Source organism: Dietzia sp. MNB45, assembly GCF_051994785.1.
Taxonomy (GTDB): Bacteria; Actinomycetota; Actinomycetes; order Mycobacteriales; family Mycobacteriaceae; genus Dietzia; species Dietzia kunjamensis.
Map to the genome: position 1 here is coordinate 2,087,900 of NZ_CP163397.1, position 20,411 is coordinate 2,108,310.

General features: G+C 69.8%; 21 protein-coding genes. 4 read left to right on the top strand and 17 right to left on the bottom strand.

From position 1 onward, the window contains the following. The first annotated feature begins 79 nt into the window (after positions 1-79). Positions 80-2,098, top strand: a complete 2,019-nt coding sequence (locus AB5G72_RS10015) for a maltotransferase domain-containing protein (RefSeq protein ID WP_096905265.1) — start codon at positions 80-82, stop codon at positions 2,096-2,098. Between the two features lie 11 nt (positions 2,099-2,109). Next, positions 2,110-4,503, top strand: coding sequence for a 1,4-alpha-glucan branching protein GlgB (gene glgB / locus AB5G72_RS10020; protein ID WP_440219794.1), 2,394 nt, complete (start codon positions 2,110-2,112; stop codon positions 4,501-4,503). A gap of 69 nt (positions 4,504-4,572) precedes the next feature. Here the strand turns inward: glgB and AB5G72_RS10025 are convergent, their stop codons facing one another. Together AB5G72_RS10025 and AB5G72_RS10030 are read right to left on the bottom strand one after the other, a co-directional pair. Then, positions 4,573-5,517: a tetratricopeptide repeat protein gene (locus tag AB5G72_RS10025; protein WP_120283581.1), complete on the bottom strand. Its 945-nt coding sequence runs from the start codon at positions 5,515-5,517 to the stop codon at positions 4,573-4,575. Positions 5,518-5,552: 35 nt separating this feature from the next. Then, positions 5,553-6,752: an acetyl-CoA C-acetyltransferase gene (locus AB5G72_RS10030; protein WP_440219795.1), complete on the bottom strand. Its 1,200-nt coding sequence runs from the start codon at positions 6,750-6,752 to the stop codon at positions 5,553-5,555. Positions 6,753-6,828: 76 nt separating this feature from the next. Here AB5G72_RS10030 and mce point away from each other — a divergent pair, with 76 nt between their 5' ends. Both mce and AB5G72_RS10040 read left to right on the top strand, forming a co-directional pair. Next, a complete protein-coding gene (gene mce, locus AB5G72_RS10035; RefSeq protein WP_120283583.1) occupies positions 6,829-7,299 on the top strand; it encodes a methylmalonyl-CoA epimerase in 471 nt (156 codons plus the stop codon). A gap of 34 nt (positions 7,300-7,333) precedes the next feature. Next, a complete protein-coding gene (locus AB5G72_RS10040) occupies positions 7,334-8,212 on the top strand; it encodes a hypothetical protein (protein ID WP_341254176.1) in 879 nt (292 codons plus the stop codon). Here AB5G72_RS10040 and AB5G72_RS10045 read toward each other — a convergent pair. The 15 genes from AB5G72_RS10045 to prmC form a co-directional block, all read right to left on the bottom strand. Then, positions 8,193-8,495 (bottom strand): ATP/GTP-binding protein, encoded by a 303-nt coding sequence (locus AB5G72_RS10045; RefSeq protein WP_241742425.1) that lies wholly within the window; start codon positions 8,493-8,495, stop codon positions 8,193-8,195. The genes AB5G72_RS10040 and AB5G72_RS10045 overlap by 20 nt on opposite strands. Positions 8,496-8,509: 14 nt before the next feature. Beyond that, a complete protein-coding gene (nucS, locus tag AB5G72_RS10050; RefSeq protein ID WP_067718317.1) occupies positions 8,510-9,190 on the bottom strand; it encodes an endonuclease NucS in 681 nt (226 codons plus the stop codon). Positions 9,191-9,236: 46 nt separating this feature from the next. Next, the gene (locus AB5G72_RS10055; protein WP_241742424.1) at positions 9,237-9,695 is read right to left on the bottom strand and encodes a DUF2550 family protein; all 459 of its coding nucleotides are present in this window, start codon (positions 9,693-9,695) and stop codon (positions 9,237-9,239) included. Positions 9,696-9,743: 48 nt separating this feature from the next. Next, positions 9,744-10,115 carry a F0F1 ATP synthase subunit epsilon gene (locus AB5G72_RS10060; RefSeq protein WP_120283589.1) on the bottom strand — a complete coding sequence of 124 codons (372 nt, stop codon included), beginning with the start codon at positions 10,113-10,115 and terminating at the stop codon, positions 9,744-9,746. Positions 10,116-10,124: 9 nt separating this feature from the next. Next, entirely contained in the window at positions 10,125-11,573 is a 1,449-nt protein-coding gene (gene atpD, locus AB5G72_RS10065) for a F0F1 ATP synthase subunit beta (RefSeq protein WP_067718325.1), read from the bottom strand. A 3-nt stretch (positions 11,574-11,576) separates the two neighbouring features. Continuing rightward, positions 11,577-12,569, bottom strand: a complete 993-nt coding sequence (locus AB5G72_RS10070) for a F0F1 ATP synthase subunit gamma (protein WP_120283591.1) — start codon at positions 12,567-12,569, stop codon at positions 11,577-11,579. A 54-nt stretch (positions 12,570-12,623) separates the two neighbouring features. Further along, a complete protein-coding gene (atpA, locus tag AB5G72_RS10075) occupies positions 12,624-14,264 on the bottom strand; it encodes a F0F1 ATP synthase subunit alpha (RefSeq protein ID WP_120283593.1) in 1,641 nt (546 codons plus the stop codon). A 90-nt stretch (positions 14,265-14,354) separates the two neighbouring features. Beyond that, positions 14,355-15,173 (bottom strand): F0F1 ATP synthase subunit delta, encoded by an 819-nt coding sequence (locus tag AB5G72_RS10080; RefSeq protein ID WP_067718333.1) that lies wholly within the window; start codon positions 15,171-15,173, stop codon positions 14,355-14,357. 14 nt (positions 15,174-15,187) lie between these two features. Next, positions 15,188-15,760, bottom strand: coding sequence for a F0F1 ATP synthase subunit B (locus tag AB5G72_RS10085; protein WP_096905256.1), 573 nt, complete (start codon positions 15,758-15,760; stop codon positions 15,188-15,190). A 25-nt stretch (positions 15,761-15,785) separates the two neighbouring features. After that, a complete protein-coding gene (locus tag AB5G72_RS10090; RefSeq protein ID WP_067718337.1) occupies positions 15,786-16,025 on the bottom strand; it encodes an ATP synthase F0 subunit C in 240 nt (79 codons plus the stop codon). Positions 16,026-16,123: 98 nt separating this feature from the next. Next, entirely contained in the window at positions 16,124-16,807 is a 684-nt protein-coding gene (atpB, locus tag AB5G72_RS10095) for a F0F1 ATP synthase subunit A (RefSeq protein ID WP_325767688.1), read from the bottom strand. A gap of 364 nt (positions 16,808-17,171) precedes the next feature. Next, positions 17,172-17,615: a hypothetical protein gene (locus AB5G72_RS10100; protein ID WP_067718342.1), complete on the bottom strand. Its 444-nt coding sequence runs from the start codon at positions 17,613-17,615 to the stop codon at positions 17,172-17,174. A 10-nt stretch (positions 17,616-17,625) separates the two neighbouring features. Further along, positions 17,626-18,792, bottom strand: coding sequence for a glycosyltransferase family 4 protein (locus tag AB5G72_RS10105; protein WP_067718345.1), 1,167 nt, complete (start codon positions 18,790-18,792; stop codon positions 17,626-17,628). Positions 18,793-18,795: 3 nt separating this feature from the next. Further along, positions 18,796-19,449, bottom strand: a complete 654-nt coding sequence (locus AB5G72_RS10110; RefSeq protein ID WP_067718348.1) for an L-threonylcarbamoyladenylate synthase — start codon at positions 19,447-19,449, stop codon at positions 18,796-18,798. Next, complete coding sequence (gene prmC / locus AB5G72_RS10115) at positions 19,446-20,408, bottom strand: peptide chain release factor N(5)-glutamine methyltransferase (RefSeq protein ID WP_440219796.1); 963 nt, start codon at positions 20,406-20,408, stop codon at positions 19,446-19,448. The genes AB5G72_RS10110 and prmC overlap by 4 nt, the downstream gene beginning before the upstream one ends. Positions 20,409-20,411: the final 3 nt, after the last annotated feature.

A 20,411-nucleotide genomic window follows, 5' to 3' on the forward strand; every position in this document is an offset into this window, starting at 1 on the left:
AAGGATCGGCCCGACTTCGCTAGCGTCGTGGAGGTGACGCCGCCCACCGCGGCGCCCACCCGCCGAGAGGAGCACCGACGTGAACGACCGTCTGGCCATCGATGAGGTCCGCCCCCTCGTCTCCTGCGGGAGGTTCCCGTCCAAGTCCGTGGTCGGGGAGATCCTGCCCGTCTCCGCGATCGTCTGGCGCGAGGGCCACGACGCCCTGTCCGCCAGCCTGGTCGTCCGCCGACCCGGCGGCGCGTCCTCCCGCACCACGATGGTGCCCGGTACCGAGCCGGACACCGTCCACGCGCTGCTGCCCACGGATGTGGCGGGGATGTGGTCGTTCCGGGTGGAGGCGTGGTCCGACCCGTTCGCCACGTGGCGCAGCGGCATCGTCAAGAAGATGGCCGCGGGCCTGGACTCGGGCGAGCTGGGCAACGAGTTCGAGGTGGGCGCCCGCGTGCTCGACACCGCGATCGCCCGGGCGACGGTCGCCGGCGCCGCCGCCCGGGTCGACCTGCTGACCGGAGCCGCCGCCGCGCTGCGCGGCCCGGGCGACGCGGCCACCCGGACCGCCCCGGCGCTGTCGGACGAGGTCGCGGCCGCGCTGGCCGACGATCCCGTGCGCGAACTGGTGACCGTCGGTCAGACCCACCGCGTGTGGGTGGACCGTCGCGAGGCGCAGTTCAGTTCCTGGTACGAGTTCTTCCCCCGTTCCACCGGAGGGTGGGACGACGAGGGCCGTCCCGTCCACGGGACGTTCACCACCTCGCGCTCCTACGTCGATCACGCGGCCGACCTCGGGTTCGACGTCGTGTACCTGCCGCCGATCCACCCCATCGGCGAGATCAACCGCAAGGGCCGCAACAACACCCTGACCCCCGGGCCCGACGACGTCGGGTCACCGTGGGCCATCGGCTCCGCCGAGGGCGGACACGACGCGGTCCACCCCGACCTCGGCACCGTCGACGACTTCCGGGACCTGGTGACCTACGCCGGGGAGCGCGGCGTCGAGGTCGCACTGGACCTGGCCCTGCAGTGCGCGCCCGACCACCCCTGGGCCGCCGAACACCCCGAGTGGTTCACCGTGCTGCCCGACGGGCACATCGCCTACGCCGAGAACCCGCCCAAGAAGTACCAGGACATCTACCCGGTCAACTTCGACACCGACCCCGAGGGCATCTACGCCGAGGTGCTGCGTGTCGTCCGGCTGTGGACGTCCCTCGGGGTACGGATCTTCCGGGTGGACAACCCGCACACCAAGCCGGCCGACTTCTGGAACCGCCTCATCAGCGAGGTGAAGCGGACCGAGCCGGACGTGCTGTTCCTGGCGGAGGCCTTCACCCGGCCGGCCCGGCTGTTCGGACTGGCCAAGCGCGGGTTCTCGCAGTCCTACACCTACTTCACGTGGAAGACCACGAAGGCCGAGTTGGTGGAGTTCTGCGAGCAGCTGCTGGCCCACGTCGACGAGGCCCGCCCCAACATGTTCACCAACACCCCGGACATCCTCCACGAGTCGCTCCAACGTGGCGGCCCGGCGATGTTCGCGATCCGGGCGGTGCTCGCCGCGACGCTCTCGCCCGCGTGGGGCGTGTACTCCGGCTACGAGCTCTACGAATGGCAGCCCGTCGCCGACGGCAGCGAGGAGTACCTCGACTCGGAGAAGTACGAGCTGCGGCCCCGTGACTTCGCCGCCGCGGAGGCCGCCGGGCAGTCGCTCGCCCCGTGGCTGCGCACCCTCAACCGGGTCCGCCGCGAGCACCCCGCCCTGCAGCAGCTGCGCACCCTGACGTTCCACGACGTGGACAACGACCAGATCATCGCCTACTCCAAGGTCGACCCGGCCACCGGAGACTGCGTTCTCACGGTGGTCTCCCTGGACTCCCTCGGCGTCCAGGAGGGCACCCTCCACCTCGACATGGCGGCCCTGGGGTACGACGCCGACGCCCGGTTCAGCGTCCGCGACGAGGTGACGGGCTCCGAGTTCCACTGGGGGTCGAGCAACTACGTCCGGCTCGAGCCGTGGACCGCCGTCGCACACATCATCGCGATCCCGCCCTGCGACGAAGCACGTAGGGTCGAACTGTCCTACCGCACGCACACCGTGGATTGAGGCGAACGGCCATGGAACAGCACAAGAAGAAGGACCGCTCAACCGACCGGCTCCAGCCGGAGCAGACCTCGTCGTCGTCGCCCTCGTCGTCGTCGTCGCCGTCTTCATCACCGCCGTCACCGCCGTCACCGACACCGCCCGCGCCGGCCACGGCGCCCGTCGCGTCCCCCGGGCCCGTCACTCCCACGGAACCGACGCCGATCCCGCCCGACGTCCTCGGCCGGCTCCGGTCCGGCACCCACCACGACCCGCACTCCGTCTACGGCGCGCACCGGGACGGGGACGGCTCCGTCGTGCGCACCGTCCAGCCGGGCGCGGTGGAGGTGGAGGTCGTCATCGGCGACCGCACCGTCCCCATGCGCCCGATCGGTGACGGACTGTTCCACGCGGCGCTGCCCGACCCCGACGTTCCCGACTACCGCTACCGGGTCCGCTACCCCGACGGCCACACCCGCACCGTCGCGGACGGTTACCGTTTCCTGCCCACCCTCGGCGAGATCGACCTGCACCTCATCGGCGAGGGACGCCACGAACGACTGTGGGACGTCCTCGGCGCCCACGTGCGCACCTACGACACCCCGGGCGGGCCGGTCACCGGCACCTCCTTCGCGGTGTGGGCGCCGGGCGCCCGCGGGATGAGCGTGGTCGGCGACTTCTGCGGATGGAACCCCACCGCGCTGCCCATGCGCTCGATCGGATCCTCCGGGGTCTGGGAACTGTTCGTGCCCGACGTCGCCGACGGCGCGGTCTACAAGTACTGCGTCCGCGGCGCCGACGGCCGGACCGTCGACCACGCCGACCCCATGGCGGTGGCCACCGAGGTGCCCCCCGCCACCGGGTCCAAGGTGTTCACGTCCGGCTACGAGTGGAACGACGAAGAGTGGATCGCCGCCCGCGCGACCCGCGACCACTCGCGTTCCCCGATGACCGTCCTCGAGGTCCACGTCGGATCCTGGCGACCCGGACTCGACTACCGGGAGTTCGCGCACGAGCTCGCCGACCACATCGCCGAGACCGGGTTCACCCACGTGGAACTCATGCCCGTCGCCGAGCACCCCTTCGGCGGTTCGTGGGGCTACCAGGTCTCCTCCTACTACGCCCCGACCAGCCGGTTCGGCTCCCCCGACGACCTGCGCTATGTCATCGACCACCTGCACTCGCGCGGCATCGGCGTCCTGGTGGACTGGGTGCCCGCGCACTTCCCCAAGGACGAGTGGTCACTCGGCCGGTTCGACGGCACCCCGCTCTACGAACACGCAGACCCCCGCCGCGGCGAGCAGCCCGACTGGGGCACCTACGTGTTCGATTTCGGCCGTCACGAGGTACGCAACTTCCTCGTCGCCAACGCCCTCTACTGGGCCGAGGAGTTCCACGTCGACGGCCTACGAGTGGACGCCGTGGCCTCGATGCTCTACCTGGACTACTCCCGCGAGGCCGGCGAGTGGACCCCCAACATCTACGGTGGCCGGGAGAACCTCGAGGCGATCTCGTTCCTTCAGGAGGTCAACGCGACCCTGGCACGGGAGCATCCCGGCTTCCTCACCGTGGCCGAGGAGTCCACGTCCTGGGGCGGCGTCACCTCGCCCACCTACACCGGCGGCCTCGGGTTCTCCATGAAGTGGAACATGGGGTGGATGAACGACACCCTGCGGTACGTGGGGCTTGACCCGATCTACCGCGGATTCCACCACGGCGAGATCACCTTCTCGATGATGTACGCCTGGAGTGAGCGCTTCGTCCTCCCCCTGAGCCACGACGAGGTGGTCCACGGCAAGGGGTCGATGTGGGAGCGTATGCCCGGCACCTCGTGGGACCGTGCGGCCGGCATCCGCAGCCTGTACGCCTACATGTGGGCGCACCCCGGCAAGAAGCTGCTCTTCCAGGGCCTCGAGTTCGGGCAGACCACCGAGTGGGACGCCGACAAGGGTGTCGCCTGGGAGAATCTCGAGGGCTGGGAGGGCGAGTATCACCGTGGCATCCTCGCCTGCGTGCGGGACCTCAACGCCCGCTACGCCGACAATCCCGGCCTGTGGTCGCTCGACGATGACCCCTCCGGCTTCTCGTGGATCGACGCCAACGACGCCGCCCACAACACGCTGTCCTTCCTGCGGACCGACCACGCCGGCAACACCGTCGCGTGCGTGGTCAACTTCTCCGGCGCCGCACTCGGCGATTACCGCATCGGGCTCCCCGAGGACGGGTACTGGGAGGAGATCCTCAACACCGACGCCTCGGCCTACGAGGGCTCGGGCGCGGGCAATCTCGGCGGAGTGCACGCCGAGCAGGCGCCCCACCACGGGCGGCCCTACTCCGCGGCGATCACGGTCGGCCCCCGCGCCACCGTGTGGTTCCGACACACGGCCCCGACGACGGCTGCGGAGCCGGCGGGGACGGCGGGAGGCTGACCGGCGACGTCGCAATCGACAACGGGCGCCCCGTGCGGGGCGCCCGTTGTCCGTATCGGAAGGGGAGCGTCAATAGAGAGCGCTCGCGAGGTTCCGGCGCGCGGCCAGCACCCGCTCATCGTCCACCGGCAGGGCCTCGAGGAGCTCGAGCAGGCGCGCACGCAACGTGACGCGCTCGTCGCCGACGTGGACACGGATCGCGTCCACCAGTGTCGAGAACGCGGCCTCGTACTCTCCGCCCACCAGGGCAGTGTCTGCAGCCCGCAACGCGTCGGGGACGGAACCCTCTCCCGAGTCGGTCGCTTCCGTCGACCGGCGCGCGGCCTGCACGTAGCGCAGCGCCTCCACCAGGGAGTGCTCGCCCGGGCGGGCCTCCACGAGCGCGGTGAACCGTTCCTCCGCGGCCGCCAGGTCCCCCTCGGCGAGCGCGTCCTCGGCGGCGTCCCGCTCGGGGTCGGCGGGTTCCTCCGGCCCAGCCTCGTCGGCGTCCGGCGCGGGTCCGCTCAACTTGCCCTCGGTCGCGCGCAGCACGGCCGCGAGCCACTGCCGCAGGGCCTCCTCCGGCTGCTCGCCCTCGAAGTCGGCGAGCGGGCGGCCCGCCGCCACGGCGTACACGGTCGGCACCGCGCGGGCCTGCAGCGCCTGTGCGATACCCGGGGAGGCATCGACGTCCACTGTCGCGTGGACCCACTGCCCGCCGGCCTCCACGGCCAGCGCGTCCAACAAGCCGGTCAACGCGGTCGGCGCCCGCTGGGACACCAGCTCGAGGATCACCGGAACCTGAGCGGAGCGGGCCAGCACCTCCTGCTCGAAGGAGGCCTCGTCCACCTCCACCACCACTTCCGGACCGGAGCCCGGCGGCGGGCCGCCCTGACCCGGGGCGCGACCGGTGTCGGTCGCGCCCCGGCGGGTCTCGGCCCGCTTCTTCAGACCGGACAGGTCGACGGCGCCTGCGAGCGACGCCGCGAGCTTCTGTTCGGCGGCGGACGGGGGTCGGTTACCTGGTCTCGTCACGGCACCGATCCTGCCACGACGGGCGCGCGGGGGTGTCAGCCGGCCGCGGGCACCCGGATGATCAGGGCGTCACCCTGGCCGCCGCCGCCGCACAGGGCAGCCGCTCCGAGCCCGCCGCCGCGGCGTGCGAGCTCGAGGGCCAGGGTCAGCACCACGCGGTTGCCGGACACCCCGATCGGGTGACCGATCGAGATGGCGCCGCCGTTCACGTTCACCTTGTCGGGGCTCAGGTCGAGCATGCGGGTCGAGTGCAGTCCGACGGAGGCGAAGGCCTCGTTGAACTCGAACAGGTCGATGTCGGAGACGTCGACTCCCGCCCGCTCGCACGCGTTCAGCACCGCGTCGGCGGGCTGGTGCTGCAGGGTCGAGTCCGGGCCGGCCACGGTGCCGTAGCCGACGATCTCGGCCAGCACCGGCCAGCCCTCGGCCTCGGCACGGGCCACGGACGTGATGATGGTCGCCGAGGCGCCGTCCGAGATCTGCGACGACGAACCGGCGGTGATGGTCCCGTCCTTGGAGAACGCGGGACGGAGCTTGCCCATCGACTCGGGGGTCGAGTCGGCGCGCACGCCCTCGTCGGTGTCCACGACGGTGTCGCCCTTGCGGCCCTTTACCGTTACCGGCACGATCTCGTCGGCGAACCGACCCTCCTTCGCCGCCGCGGCCGCGCGCTGGTGGGAGGTCGCCGCGAACTCGTCCTGGTGCTCACGGGTGATCTCCAGCTCGACGTTGCGCGCCTCGGTGAGGGCACCCATGGGCTGGTCGGTCGGAACGTCGTGCAGGCCGTCGTACGCCATGTGATCGAGGACCTCGATCGACCCGTACTTGTACCCGGCGCGGCTCTTGGGCAGCAGGTGCGGAGCCTGGGACATCGACTCCTGGCCGCCGGCAACGATGACCTCGGAGTACCCGGACCGGATCGCCTGGTCCGCCAGCGCGATCGCGGTCATACCGGACAGGCACATCTTATTGATGCTCAGCGCGTCGACGCGCTTCGGCAGCCCGGCGGCGAGCGAGGCCTGACGCGCGGGCATCTGGCCGTTGCCGGCCGAGAGCACCTGTCCCATGATCACCTGATCGACGGCCTCCGGGGAGACGCCGCCCCGCTCGAGGGCCGCACTGATCGCGATGCCGCCGAGCTCCGGGGCGGACAGCGAGGACAGGCCGCCCTGCAGGCGGCCGAACGGGGTGCGGGCGCCGGAGACGATGACGGTACGGGTGGGGTCGGCGGTCATGAGACACCTTCCGATGGAGGGGATGAGACTGTGGTCACCAAACTACCGCGAGCACCGACCGACTAACGTGATGGGCATGACGACTACCCCAGCCGGCCAACCCCTCCTGCCCTCCGAACTCGTCGTGGCGATCGACCACGTCGGGGTCGCCGTGCCCGATTTCGACGCCGCCGTCGACTGGTATCGCGAGAACCTGGGGATGGAGAACCTCCATGAGGAGGTCAACGAGGAGCAGGGCGTGCGCGAGGCCATGCTCGGCTCCCCCGGTCGCCCGGAAGGCGGCGCCCTGCTGCAGATCCTCGCACCGCTGGACGAGTCCTCCACCATCGCCAAGTTCATCGACCGCAACGGGCCGGGGATCCAGCAGATGGCGGTCCGGGTCACCGACATCGACGCCATCACGGCACACCTCACGGGGCGGGGCGTCAGAGTCCTCTACCCGGCACCCAGGAGGGGCACCGCGGACTCCCGGATCAACTTCGTCCATCCCAAGGACGCGGGCGGCGTGCTCCTCGAGCTCGTCGAGCCCGCCGACGCACAGCACTAGTCGCCCCTCACGCGCCCGCCGCTAGGGTGGTGACATGTCGAGCATGCACACGTCACCCACCACGGCGGAGTCCTTCGCGGTGGTGCGCAAGGGATTTGACCGTGAGCAGGTGATGGGAGCACTCACCCGTCTCGAGACGGAGACGGGGGTACTGCGCGCTGACAGGGACGCCGCGGTCGAGCGTGCCGAGAGAGCAGCGGCGGAGGCCGACCGGCAGCGGGCACGCGTGGCCGACCTCGAGGCCAGGGTCGCCGAACTCGGTCGGGCTCCCGTCACCAGCGGTCAGATGTCGGACAGGGTGTCGACGATGCTCTCGCTGGCCACCGCCGAAGCCGAGTCCATCCGCGACTCCGCTCACGCCACCGCCGACCGGATCCGCGCGGAGGCGGAGGAGGACGCGTGGCGGCTGCGGGAAGCCGCGGGGTCCGAATTGGCCGACGTCCGCGGGAGTGCCGAGGCCATCCGAGCAGAGCACACGGCCGTACTCGATGCGGCGCGTGCGCGCGCCCGGGAGATCATCCTCGTCGCGGAGCGCGACGCCCGCCGGCTGGACGACGAGGCGGCGCGTCGGCGGCAGGAGATCGATGAGGACCACCGGCTGGCCTCTGATCTGCGTCGCAGCGAGACCCTACGCGAGGTCACTCGGCAACATGACGCCTCGATGGCGGCCGCCGCGACCACGCGTCGCGAGGCCGAGGAGGAGGCCCGACGGATCGTCGACGACGCCCATCGCCGGGCGGACCAGCTGGTCTCCCGGGCGCGACGACATGTCGACGATCTGCGCGTGCTCCGCGAGCGTGTGCTCGACGATCTCGGCGCGATCCGGGCGAAGCTCGAACCTGTCCCCGGGACAGGCGACGACGTGGAGTTCGACCTGCCGGAGGAACCGGACCTCAACTCCAGCGACGGGTGAGGCCTCTCCGGCCCCGGCCGGACCAGCACCCGGTGTGCCAGTGGCGACGTTCCTCGTCCCCTCCGGGCCGGTCCGGCCACGCCACCACATGCGCGGTACCGGAGGTCACCAGGTGATCGCACCCCGGGCACCGGTAGTCCTTGCCCGCCCTGGCGCCGGGGATCCGTCGGACGTGGTAGGAGTCGGGGTCACCCGCGGGTCCTGGTTCGAGCGCCGAGCCCCCGAGTCCGTGCCGCTGCGGTAGCGGTCGGTCGGACCCGCCACGTCGGTGTCGTCTGGGCATCGCGAACGACTCGTTCAGAACAGCCGGAGGTCGGTGGACTCGATCCCTCGCAGGGAGTCGTAGTCCAGGGTCACGCATCGGATGCCACGATCCTCGGCGAGGGTGCGAGCCTGGGGCTTGATGATCTGGGCCGCGAAGATCCCGCTGACCGGCGCGAGCAACGGGTCGCGGTTGAGCAGCTCCAGATAGCGGGTCAGTTGCTCCACCCCGTCGATCTCGCCGCGACGTTTGATCTCCACCGCCACTGTCGTGCCCTCCCCGTCACGGCCGAGGATGTCGACCGGGCCGATAGCCGTCATGTACTCCCGGCGGACCAGGCTGTACCCCTGACCGAGCGTCTCGATGTGCTCGGCGAGCAACTCCTGCAGGTGGGCCTCGACACCGTCCTTCACCAATCCCGGGTCCACGCCGAGTTCATGTCGGGAGTCGTGGTGCACCTCGGCGACGGTGATCCGCAGCTGCTCCCCCGCCTTGTTCTCCACGACCCACAACTGATGCTCCGGGTTCTCCGGGTGATCCCGCTCGGTGAGGGAACACGGCGGGGTCATCCAGTTGAGGGGCTTGTAGGCGCGGTCGTCGGCGTGAACGCTCACAGACCCGTCGGCCTTGACGAGCAACAACCGCGGAGCCATCGGAAGATGCGCCGTGAGGCGACCCACGTAGTCGACCTGGCACGTGGCTACGACGAGACGCAACGGTTCCTCCTGAATGATGGCGCCGCACCGGCACACGGCCCGGGTGTCAGCGGTGGGGACGCCGTGAGCGGACCTGCTCGGTGGAGCAGGCTTCCACCCACGCGAGCATCCCGGTCAATTTCGCGGGGGCGACGCAGAGTTCACCTTCGACCGGGCGGGCGCGGCGGTCGTGCCCGGAGAACGGGACGATCACCTCGCCCTCCTCCGCCACGTCCAGCTCCGGACCGGTGGGCTGTCGACGCGCGCCGAGCACCAGGGTGCGCCGGTCCAGCCGGACGTCGGCGCCGAACTTCAGACTCACCAATCGGTAGAACGCGACCTCGGTCTCGGAGTACCGGACGGCGCCGTAGCCCCACGACTCCTCTCCTGCCCTGCGGACGAGGACGGACGTGGAATTGCGACGCACGACGACCAGTCGATACACGACGGCCGCGACCACCGGAACGAGGACGAGCAGGATGACGGCACCGAGAACGATCTCGATGGGAGCCGTCAAACTGCTCATCCCCTTCCGGCGGCCGCGGCCGCGTGTGACGGGCGGACCGTGGTCGTACTAGGCGCCGGCCTTCTCGATGGCGAGAAGACGCCCGCGGGCGGTGGCCGCGGCGGCAGCGTCGTCGCCGGCCTCGGACAGCTCCCGCTCGGCAGCGGCACGGTCGATCGTGTCCGACCACTCCGCGGCCTCGCCGAGAATGCTCACCTTGTTGGCGGTCACCGACAGGAACCCACCCTGGACGGCAGCGACCTTGCGGCCCTCGTCCGTGTACACCGTGACGGTGCCGGCGGCATCCAGCTCGCCGAGCAGCGGCTCGTGCCCGGCCTGGATACCGATCTCACCCTCACTGGTCTTGGCGACCACCATCGAGGCGGTGCCGGACCAGAACCTGCGCTCGACCGTGACGAACTCGACTTCGATCTCAGCCATGAGCGACCGTCACTTCCCGGAGAGCTTCTTGGCGTTGGCCTCGACGTCGTCGAGACCGCCGATGCCGTTGAACGCCTGCTCCGGCAGGTGGTCCAGCTCGCCCTTGCAGAGCTTGTCGAACGCCTCGATGGTGTCCGACAGCGGGACGACCGAACCCACCTGGCCGGTGAACTTCTCCGCGACCAGGAAGTTCTGGCCGAGGAAGCGCTCGAGACGACGGGCCCGCTGAACGGTCACCTTGTCCTCCTCGGACAGCTCGTCCATACCGAGGATGGCGATGATGTCCTGGAGCTCCTTGTACTTCTGGAGGATCTGGATGACCTCCTGGGCGACGCGGTAGTGCTCCTCCCCGACGATGCCCGGCTCGAGGATCCGGGAGGTCGAGGTGAGCGGGTCGACGGCCGGGTAGATGCCCTTCGACGCGATGGAGCGGGAGAGCTCCGTGGTGGCGTCGAGGTGGGCGAACGTGGTGGCCGGCGCCGGGTCGGTGTAGTCGTCGGCGGGGACGTAGATCGCCTGGAGCGACGTGATCGAGCGACCACGCGTCGAGGTGATGCGCTCCTGGAGCTGACCCATCTCGTCCGCGAGGGTCGGCTGGTAACCGACGGCGGACGGCATGCGGCCGAGCAGCGTCGAGACCTCGGAACCGGCCTGCGTGAAGCGGAAGATGTTGTCGATGAACAGGAGGACGTCCTGGCCCTGCACGTCGCGGAAGTACTCGGCCATGGTGAGGGCCGAGAGCGCGACGCGCATACGCGTCCCCGGCGGCTCGTCCATCTGACCGAACACCAGGGCGGTGTCCTGGAGGACGCCCATCTCCTCCATCTCGAGGAAGAGGTCGGTGCCCTCACGGGTGCGCTCACCGACGCCGGCGAACACCGAGGTACCGGAGAACTCGCGGGCGATACGGGTGATCATCTCCTGGATGAGCACCGTCTTGCCGACGCCGGCACCGCCGAAGAGGCCGATCTTGCCGCCCTTGACGTACGGGGTCAGCAGGTCGATGACCTTCACGCCGGTCTCGAGGATCTCGGTCTTACCCTCGAGCTGGTCGAAGGCCGGCGGCTCGCGGTGGATGCCCCACTGCTCGCCATCGCGGCCGGTGCCGGGTGCGTCCAGGCAATCGCCGAGGGCGTTGAAGACGTGGCCCTTGACGACGTCGCCGACCGGCACCGAGATCGGCTGACCGGAGTCGACCACCTCGGCGCCGCGGACGAGTCCGTCGGTGGACTGCATGGAGATGCAGCGCACCATGTTGTCGCCGAGGTGCTGGGCGACCTCGAACGTGACGGTCTTGGCGACCGCCGCGAGGGTGATCTCGGCGGTGAGGGCGTTGAAGAGGGCCGGGAGGGCGCCGCGCGGGAACTCCACGTCGACGACCGCACCCAGGACGCGGGCGACCCGACCGGTGAGACCGGCCGTGCCCGTCGTGCTCTGATCGGTAACAGCTGTGGTCATTGCTTAGTCACTTCCTGCGCTAGCGGCGAGCGCACCAGCGCCACCGACAATCTCGCTGATTTCCTGGGTGATCTGTGCCTGGCGTGCCTGGTTCGCCTCGCGGCTCAGGCCCTCCACCAGCTCGGTGGCGTTGTCGGTCGCCGACTTCATGGCGGTCCGTCGTGCCGCCGACTCCGACGCCGCCGCCTCGAGGAGCGAGGCGAAGGCGCGGGTCGACATGTACCTCGGGAGGATGTTGTCCAGGAGGGTGTCCGCATCCGGCTCGAAGGAGACCTCCGGCTTGAATTCGGACTCCGCCCTGGGGCTGTCGTCCATCATCCCGTCGCCCAGGTCCAGCTCCTCGATCTCGACCTCGGTCTCGATCGGGGCCAGTCGACGCGCCCGCGGGGTCTGCGTGAGCATCGACTTGAACTGGGTGTACACGATGTGGACCTCGTCGACGCCCTTGCGGGTGGTGTCCGCGGTGTCCCCCTCGAGGAACTCGGAGGCGTCGAACGTCGACTCGCCGCCGGCCTTGAAGGCCGCCGACAGGAGCTGGAACGCCGGCCGGGCCTCCTGGTAGTCGGGCTTCTGCGAATGCCCGTGCCAGGCACCGGCGAGCTCGACCTCGCGGAACGTGTAGTACACGATCCCCTTGTTGCCCATCACGTAGATGTCGACCTCACGCCCCTCGCCCTCGAGGTAGGCGATGAGCTCGGCGGCCTCCTTGAGCACGTTGTGGTTGTAACCACCACACATGCCCCGGTCGGACGTCACCACCAGCACGGCGGACCGCTTCGGGTTCTCCGGCTCGTTGAGCATCGGGTGCTTGAGCGACGAGGCACTCGCGAGATCGGTGAGGATCGCGGTGATCTGGTCCGCGAAGGGCTTGGCCTCCGCGACCCGGGCCTGGGCCTTGGAGATCTGCGAGGTCGCGATCAGCTCCTGGGCCTTGGTGATCTTCTTGGTCGAGTTGACCGACTTGATCCGGTCGCGTAGTTCACGCATGTTGGCCATGGGCGTGGATCACTCTCCTCTCGACCTTGAATCGGATGGCTGTCATCGCAGGCCTCAGGCCTTCTTCTTCTTGGTGACCGTGAGCTTCTCACGATCGATCTCGTCCTCGGACAACGCCTCGGCCTCGGGCTCGTTGACCACACGGGAACCGTCGGTGGCGACGAAGCCCTCCTTGAACTCGTTGGTCTTGGCCTCGAGGGTCGACTTGGACTCGTCGGAGAGCGCGGCTCCCCCCTCGATCTGGCTGTAGACATCGGAGGCGGAGTGCCGCAGGGTCTCGAGCAGCTCGCCCTCGAAGCGACGGACGTCCTCGACCGGGACGGAGTCGTAGAAACCCTCACCGGCGAGGTAGATCGAGACGATCTGGTCCTCCACGGCGACCGGCGAGTTCTGGTCCTGCTTGAGGATCTCGACCAGACGCTGGCCACGCTCGAGCTGCGCCTTCGAGGCGGCGTCGAGGTCGGACGCGAACGTCGCGAACGACTCGAGGTCGCGGTACGCGGCGAGGTCCAGACGCAGCGAGCCCGAGACCTTCTTCATGCCCTTGGTCTGGGCGGCGCCGCCGACTCGGGAGACGGAGATACCGACGTTGACGGCCGGACGCACACCGCGGTTGAACAGGTCGGACTCGAGGAACACCTGACCGTCGGTGATCGAGATGACGTTGGTCGGGATGAACGCCGAGACGTCATTGGCCTTGGTCTCGATGATCGGGAGACCCGTCAGCGACCCTCCGCCCATGTCGTCCGAGAGCTTGGCGCACCGCTCGAGCAGGCGGGAGTGCAGGTAGAAGACGTCACCGGGGTACGCCTCGCGACCCGGGGGGCGACGGAGCAGCAGCGAGATCGCGCGGTAGGCGTCGGCCTGCTTGGACAGGTCGTCGAACACGACGAGGACGTGCGCACCGTCGTACATCCAGTGCTGCCCGATGGCCGAACCGGTGAACGGCGCGAGCCACTTGAAGCCGGCCGAGTCAGAGGCGGGGGCGGCGACGATGGTGGTGTACTCCATCGCGCCGTTCTCCTCGAGCGTCGCCTTGACGCCCGCGATGGTGGAGCCCTTCTGGCCGATCGCGACGTAGATGCACCGCAGCTGCTTGGTCTTGTCGCCCGACTCCCAGTTGGCCTTCTGGTTGAGGATCGCGTCGATGCAGACCGCGGTCTTGCCCGTCTTGCGGTCACCGATGATGAGCTGACGCTGTCCGCGGCCGATCGGCGTCATGGCGTCGATGGCCTTGATACCGGTCTGCATGGGCTCCTCGACCGGCTGGCGCTCCAGAACGGACGGCGCCTGCAGCTCGAGGGCGCGGGTGCCCTCCGACTCGATGTCGCCGAGGCCGTCGATGGGCTGCCCGAGCGGGTTGACGACGCGACCGAGGAAGCCGTCGCCGACCGGAACGGAGAGGACCTCCCCGGTGCGACGCACCTCCTGGCCCTGGGCGATCTCGTCGAAGTTACCGAGGACGACCGCACCGATCTCGCGGTCCTCGAGGTTCAGTGCGACGCCGAGGATGCCGCCCGGGAACTCCAGCAGCTCGTTGGCCATCGCGGACGGCAGTCCGCTGATGTGGGCGATACCGTCGCCCGTGTCGGTGACGATTCCGACCTCCTCGCGCGACGCCTCGTTGGAGACCGTCGAGGTGTAATTCGCAATCGCACTGCGGATCTCGTCGGAGGAGATAGTCAGCTCCGCCATGTCATTCCTGCTCTCACTAAGTGTGGTCTGGATGTGTCTTGTCAGGTGAGCATCGACCGAGTGCGACCGTTGCTCGTCGGGTGTCGAGGCCTAGGGAAGCGCCCGTCGTACGGCCGAGAGCCGCCCGGCGACGGAACCGTCGATGATCTCGTCACCGACGCGGATCACCATGCCGCCGAGGACCGCCTGGTCGACCTGGACGTGGACCGCCATCTCCCGTCCGTAGATCTCGGCGAGCTTGCCCTCGAGTGCGGCCCGCTGCTCGGTGGTGAGTTCCGTGGCACTGGTGACCACGGCCACCGACTGTCCCTGGAGTTCGGCCGCCTGCCTGGACAGCGCGTCCAGATCGTCGGCGGGCATGGCGTCCGGCCGGGCGATCGCCTGCCCGGCGAGCGCCTCGGTGACCGCGGTCACCTTGCCGTAGAGGACCTGACCGAGGAGTGCGCGCTTGGACTCCGTGGTGGTCGTGCGGTCGGACAGAGCCTGCTCGAACTCCGCGTCGCCGGCGACGATGCGGCCCAGTCTGAACAGTTCGTCCTCGACCGTCCCGAGCTGACCCTGCTCCCGGGCCGAGAGCAGGAGCGCTTCCCGGCCGAGGGTGACGAGGCCCTCACGGAGATCCCGCGGGGTGGACCAGGACAGTGCGACCGCAGCAAGCACGACCGCGAGGGTCGACTCGTCGATCTTCCAGCCGAACACCGAACGGGCGAGGTCCTCGCGGGCCTCGACCGGTGCGGACGAGTCCGCGACGGCGACCCGCAGGGAGCGGTCACCCTCCAGGACGTCGACGACCCGGAAGAGCTCGGCACCGACCTTGGCGCCCGTGGCGCCCCCGGCCGGGTTCGCGGAGAGCGTGGACTGCAGGACCGACCGGGACTGCTCGAGGGCGTCGCGGCTTGCTGCGTGCATAGTCTGCTTCTTCCTTACTTCTGGCCCGCCCCGGCGACCTTGTCCAGGTCGGCGAGGAAACGGTCGATGGTGCCCGAACGGCGGACCGGATCGGACAGCTGCTCACCCATGAGCCGCTCGGCGAGCTCGACCGACTGGCGTCCGAGGTCGCCACGGAGCTCCGTGACGATCTGCTGACGCTGCGCGGCGAGCTGCTGCTGCCCGGCGGCGACGATGCGGTCGCTCTCGGCCTGGGCCTCCGCCTTCATGTCGGCGAGGATCTGCTGCCCCTGCGCACGCGCGTCGTCGCGGATCTTCGCGGCTTCGCCACGCGCCTCGGCGAGCTGGGCGTTGTACTTGTTCAGGGCCGCCTTCGCCTCGGCCTGTGCGGCCTCCGCCTTCTCGATGCCGCCCTCGATGCGCTGGGTGCGCTCGTCCAGGACCCGCTTGAACATCGGGAGGACGAACTTCCAGAACACGAACAGGACGACAGCGAACGGGATCAGCGACCAGACGATGTCGTACAGCGCCGGCGAGAGGACGTTGGGCGTCTCCTCCAGCGGGAGCCCCTCGGTCTCGCTCGCGGCGAGAATGTGGATCGGATTCATGTCGTTGACCTTCGCCAGCCGGCGATCAGAAAATGAAGCCGGTGACGATACCGATGAGCGCCAGGGCCTCGGTGAAGGCGATGCCCAGGAACATCGTGGTGCGCAGCTGGCCGGCCATCTCGGGCTGGCGGGCCATGCCCTCGATCGCCTTGCCGACGACGATGCCGATGCCGATGCCGGGGCCGATCGCGGCGAGGCCGTAGCCGATGGCGCCGTAACCGCGGGCGGTCGTCTCGGTTGCCTGGGCGAGAGTGACGATATCCATGTGGGTTTCCGTTCCCTTTCAGATGGCCGGTGCGGGATGTCCGCACTCGGTCGTCGGTGTGGTCTGGGTGTCCCGGCGCTCGCGGCGCCGGAAGTCTTTTAGTGACTGTCGGCGTGCAACGACAGGTCGATGTACACCGCGGTGAGCAGCGCGAAGATGTACGCCTGCAGGAAGATCACCAGCAGCTCGAAGAACGTGAACGCCACCGACACGATGATGGTCACGAGGCTGACCGCGGTCCACCCGTTGAACTGCCAGAAGAAGAAGTTCGTGGCGGAGAACAGCAGCACGATCATGATGTGCCCGGCCAGCATGTTGGCCATCAGACGGATGGTCAGCGTGGCCGGCCGCAGGATGAAGGTCGACACGAACTCGATCGGCACGACCAGCAGGTGCAGCGCCGGGGGAAGGTTCGGCACGACGACCGACTTGCCCACGAAGGAGAAGAAGCCGTACTTCTTGGCTCCCGCATAGATGAAGACCACATACGCGACCGCGGCCATGACCAGCGGCATGCCGATCCGCGCGTTGGGCGAGATGTTGAAGCCCGGGATCACGGCGGGCAGGTTCATGAACAGCGTGAGGAAGAAGATCGTCGCGATGACCGGGAGGAACCGGTCACCGTCCTTCTTCCCGATGATCTCGTCCGAGATGTTGTTCTTGACGAAGTCCAGCGCGATCTCGCCGACATTCTGCAGTCCGCGCGGCACGACGGCCGACCGGCGCATCGCCAGGTAGAACAGCACCGCGACGACGACCGCCGCGATCAGCCGGATGATCATCAGCCGGTCCAGAGCGAACGGAGTCCCCTCGAAGAGCACGGCCGGCGGGAAGAAGTCATTTAGTGACGGCGGATGGAACTCGCCCTTGAATGCCAGCAGTGACGTGCTCAGCGCTCTCTCCCCTGTTCGGGCCGCCTGCAGAGACGGTGGTCATGTCCAGTGTTTCGTTCCGACCTGCGGAACCCGGGAGGGCCCGGGGGATTCTCGCGGCGTGTACCGCCGCACCCTTTTCCGGTTTCCCTCCGCAGAGCATCCTAGCAAAGGCCATCCCCTGCGGACCCCTGGGGGCACCTCACGCCGTTATCGGCTCCACATCTCCCCGAAACCAGTCCGTGACCGATCGGGAGTGCCGGAAAATCCCAGCTCAGGGCTCCACGTACGGGGCGCGCGTGCGCAGGATCGCCACCGTCTCCGACGCGAGGACAACGACCATGGCCACGACGATGGTCGTGGCGAACGCGGGCTTGGAGTAGAAGTCGAGCGGCTTGAGAGCCGCGACGACCCCGATCGCCACGATGAGCTTGAGGAGCCACGTTCCCAACAGGACGGCTCCGGTCACCTGGGGTGAGGTTCGGGCCGTGGCGATCACCACCACCGCGGTGAGGAGGACGAACACGCCACCGATCGCGGCCCCGAGCAGGGCGCCCCACAGGCCGGAGCGACCATCCACCGCCCACCACAGCCCTGCGCTGATCACCATGAGCACGGCGAGCGCGGCGGCGCCGAGGGTCACCGCCCTGCGTAGTCCGATGGTGTGGGCGCTCTCGACCTGGTGTCCGGGGGCGTCGTGTCCGGGGGTGTCGTCCATACCCCGCAGCCTAGTCGCCCGGGGATCGGGGCCCGTCGGCCGTCCGGTGCTTCCCGCGCGAACTGCGGAGGCGAGGGACGAGGGTCGCCGCCAGGACGGAGAGGAGACCGGCCGCGATCGCGGGGACGATCACCTCGGTGGGCAGCATCGTCGCCCCGACGGCCCCGAACGCGATGAGGGAGACCCACGCATAGATGACCAGCGCGACCCTCCGGTGGGAGTGCCCCAGCGCGAGCAGCCGGTGGTGCAGGTGCATCTTGTCGGGTGCGAAGGGGCTACGGCCGGCCCCGACCCTCCGCACCACCGCCATGACCAGGTCGAGCATCGGCACGAACATCGCGGCCGCGACCACGATCACCGGCGAGAGCAGGACGATCATGTCCTGGGGCCCGTACAGGCTCTGCGAGATCTTCCCGGAGGCGCTCGTCGAGGCCGCGGCGAGGACCAGTCCGATCAGCATGGACCCGGAGTCGCCCATGAAGATCCGGGCGGGTTGGAAATTGTGGGGCAGGAACCCGATGAGCGCCCCGGCCAGGACCGCGGTGACCAGTGCCGGCGGGTAGGCCCCGACGGTCCCGCCCTGGTCCAGCATGATGCCCACGGAGAACACGCAGATCGCCGTGGCCGCGATGGCCCCGAGTCCGGCGGCGAGCCCGTCGAGTCCGTCCACGAAGTTCATCGCGTTGACGATCGTCAGTGTGAACACGACCGTGAGCAGTCCGGCCTGGAGCTGGTCGAGCACGAGGATGTTGCCGTCCCCGAAGGGTATGTACAGCAGCGTCCACGACACGCCCATCGCGACCAGGACCCCGGCCGCGGCGGCCTGGCCCGCGAGTTTGGTGACGGCCCCGAGCCCGAGGATGTCGTCCACGATCCCCACCAGCACGATCACCCCGCCGGCGACGATGGTGGCCTCCACGTCGGGGGCGAAGGGCGGGAAGGCCCGGTTCAGGGCCGGCAGCTGCGCGGCGAGGTAGACGGCGATGAGCATCCCGGTGAAGATGCCCACCCCGCCGAGCCGGGGGGTGGGGACCTGGTGCACGTCCCGCTCCCGCGGGTAGGCGAGCCCGCCGATCGCGGGTGCCACTCCCCTGACCAGACCGGTGACGACGAAGGTGACCAGTCCGGCGGTGACCGCGATGAGCAGCAGCTCCCGGAACGGGACCCCGGCGCCCACGGTTCAGCCGCGCAGGACCGCGGGGTCGACGCCGAGGACCTCTCCCACGCGCTCGGCGGTCACCGCACCCTCGCGGACGATGCGCGGACCGGGCCCGGTGAGGTCGACGATCGTGGAGGGCTGGCCGATCGCACACGGGCCGCCGTCGAGGTACACGGCCACCGAGTCGCCGAGCTGCTCCCGGGCCTGGGCCACGGTGGTGGCCGGCGGTTGACCGGAGACGTTGGCACTGGACACCGCGAGCGGGCCGACCTCGCGCAGGAGTTCGATGGCGACGGGGTGCAGCGGCATCCGGAGCATGACCGTGCCGCGGGTCTGGCCGAGGTCCCAGCCCAGGGACGGTGCCTGGTGCACGATGAGACTCAAGCCCCCCGGCCAGAAGGCGCGGATGAGGTCGCGGGCGGCGGCCGGGGTGCTCACGACGAGGCCGTCGATGGTCTCCCACGAGCCGACCAGGACCGGCACCGGCATGTCCGGGCCTCGGCGCTTGGCGGACAGCAGCGAGACCACCGCGTCCGGGTCGAAGGCATCGGCGGCGATGCCGTAGAGCGTGTCGGTGGGGGTCACGACCAGCCGGCCCGAGCGCAGGGCGCCGGCAGCGGAACTGAGACCGACCTCGCGGCCGGTGTCCTCGGTGCAGTCGTAGGTGATGGTCACCGGGTGGTCCCCTTCCGGACTGTCGTGTCGACCTTGTCGTCGTCGTGGTCGTCGTCGTGTGTGTCGTCGTGGCCCGCGTCGAGTCGCGTCGCGGTGACGAATCGCGGTCGGCCGGCGAGGTCGGTGTGCTGCTCCACGGTACCGAAGCCCCCCTGCGCGGCCACGACCGCGGCGACCGCGGCGCCGGTGGTGTCGTCGTGCTCCACGGCGAGGTGCCCTCCCGGGACGAGGAGGGCGGCGGCCACGCCGACGAGGGGGGTGACGACGACGAGGCCGTCCCGTCCTCCGAACAGCGCCGTCGCCGGCTCGTGCGCGAGGACGTCGGCGGGGAGATCATCGGTGACCGGGATGTACGGGGGGTTGGACACCACGGCGGCGGCGCTGCCCCGCAGGTGCGAGAGGACGTCCGCGTCGGTGGCGTCGGCGTGGTGGACCTCGATCGGGGTGTCCCCGGCGGCGGCGCGCTCGGCGGCGTTGCGGCGCAGCCACTCCAGCGCGGCCTCGTGCAGTTCGACGGCGTGGACGCGGGCGTCGGGCCGGGCGTGGGCGATCTCCAACGCGAGGGTGCCGCTGCCGGCGCAGAGGTCCACCACGACCGGGCCGGGGCCGGGGCCCGGTGCGGGCAGGGCCGCGAGCGTCGACTCGACCAGCAACTCGGTCTCCGGTCGCGGGATGAACACCCCCGGCCCGACGGCCAACTCGAGCCGTCCGGAGACCGCGCGGCCGAGCAGGTACTGCAGGGGGGTCCGGTCGCGGGCGCGGGCGGCGACGATCCGCTCGACCTCGCTCACCGCGGCGGCGTCGAGGTCGTCGGCGAGCATGAGCCGGGTGCGGTCGATGCCGAGCACGTGCGCACAGATGAGCTGGGCCTCGACGTGCGCGGAGTCGACGCCCGCCGCACCGAGCGCCTGCGCGGCCGAGCGCACGACCCCGGTCACCCCGGCCGGGCGCGGGTTCATGGA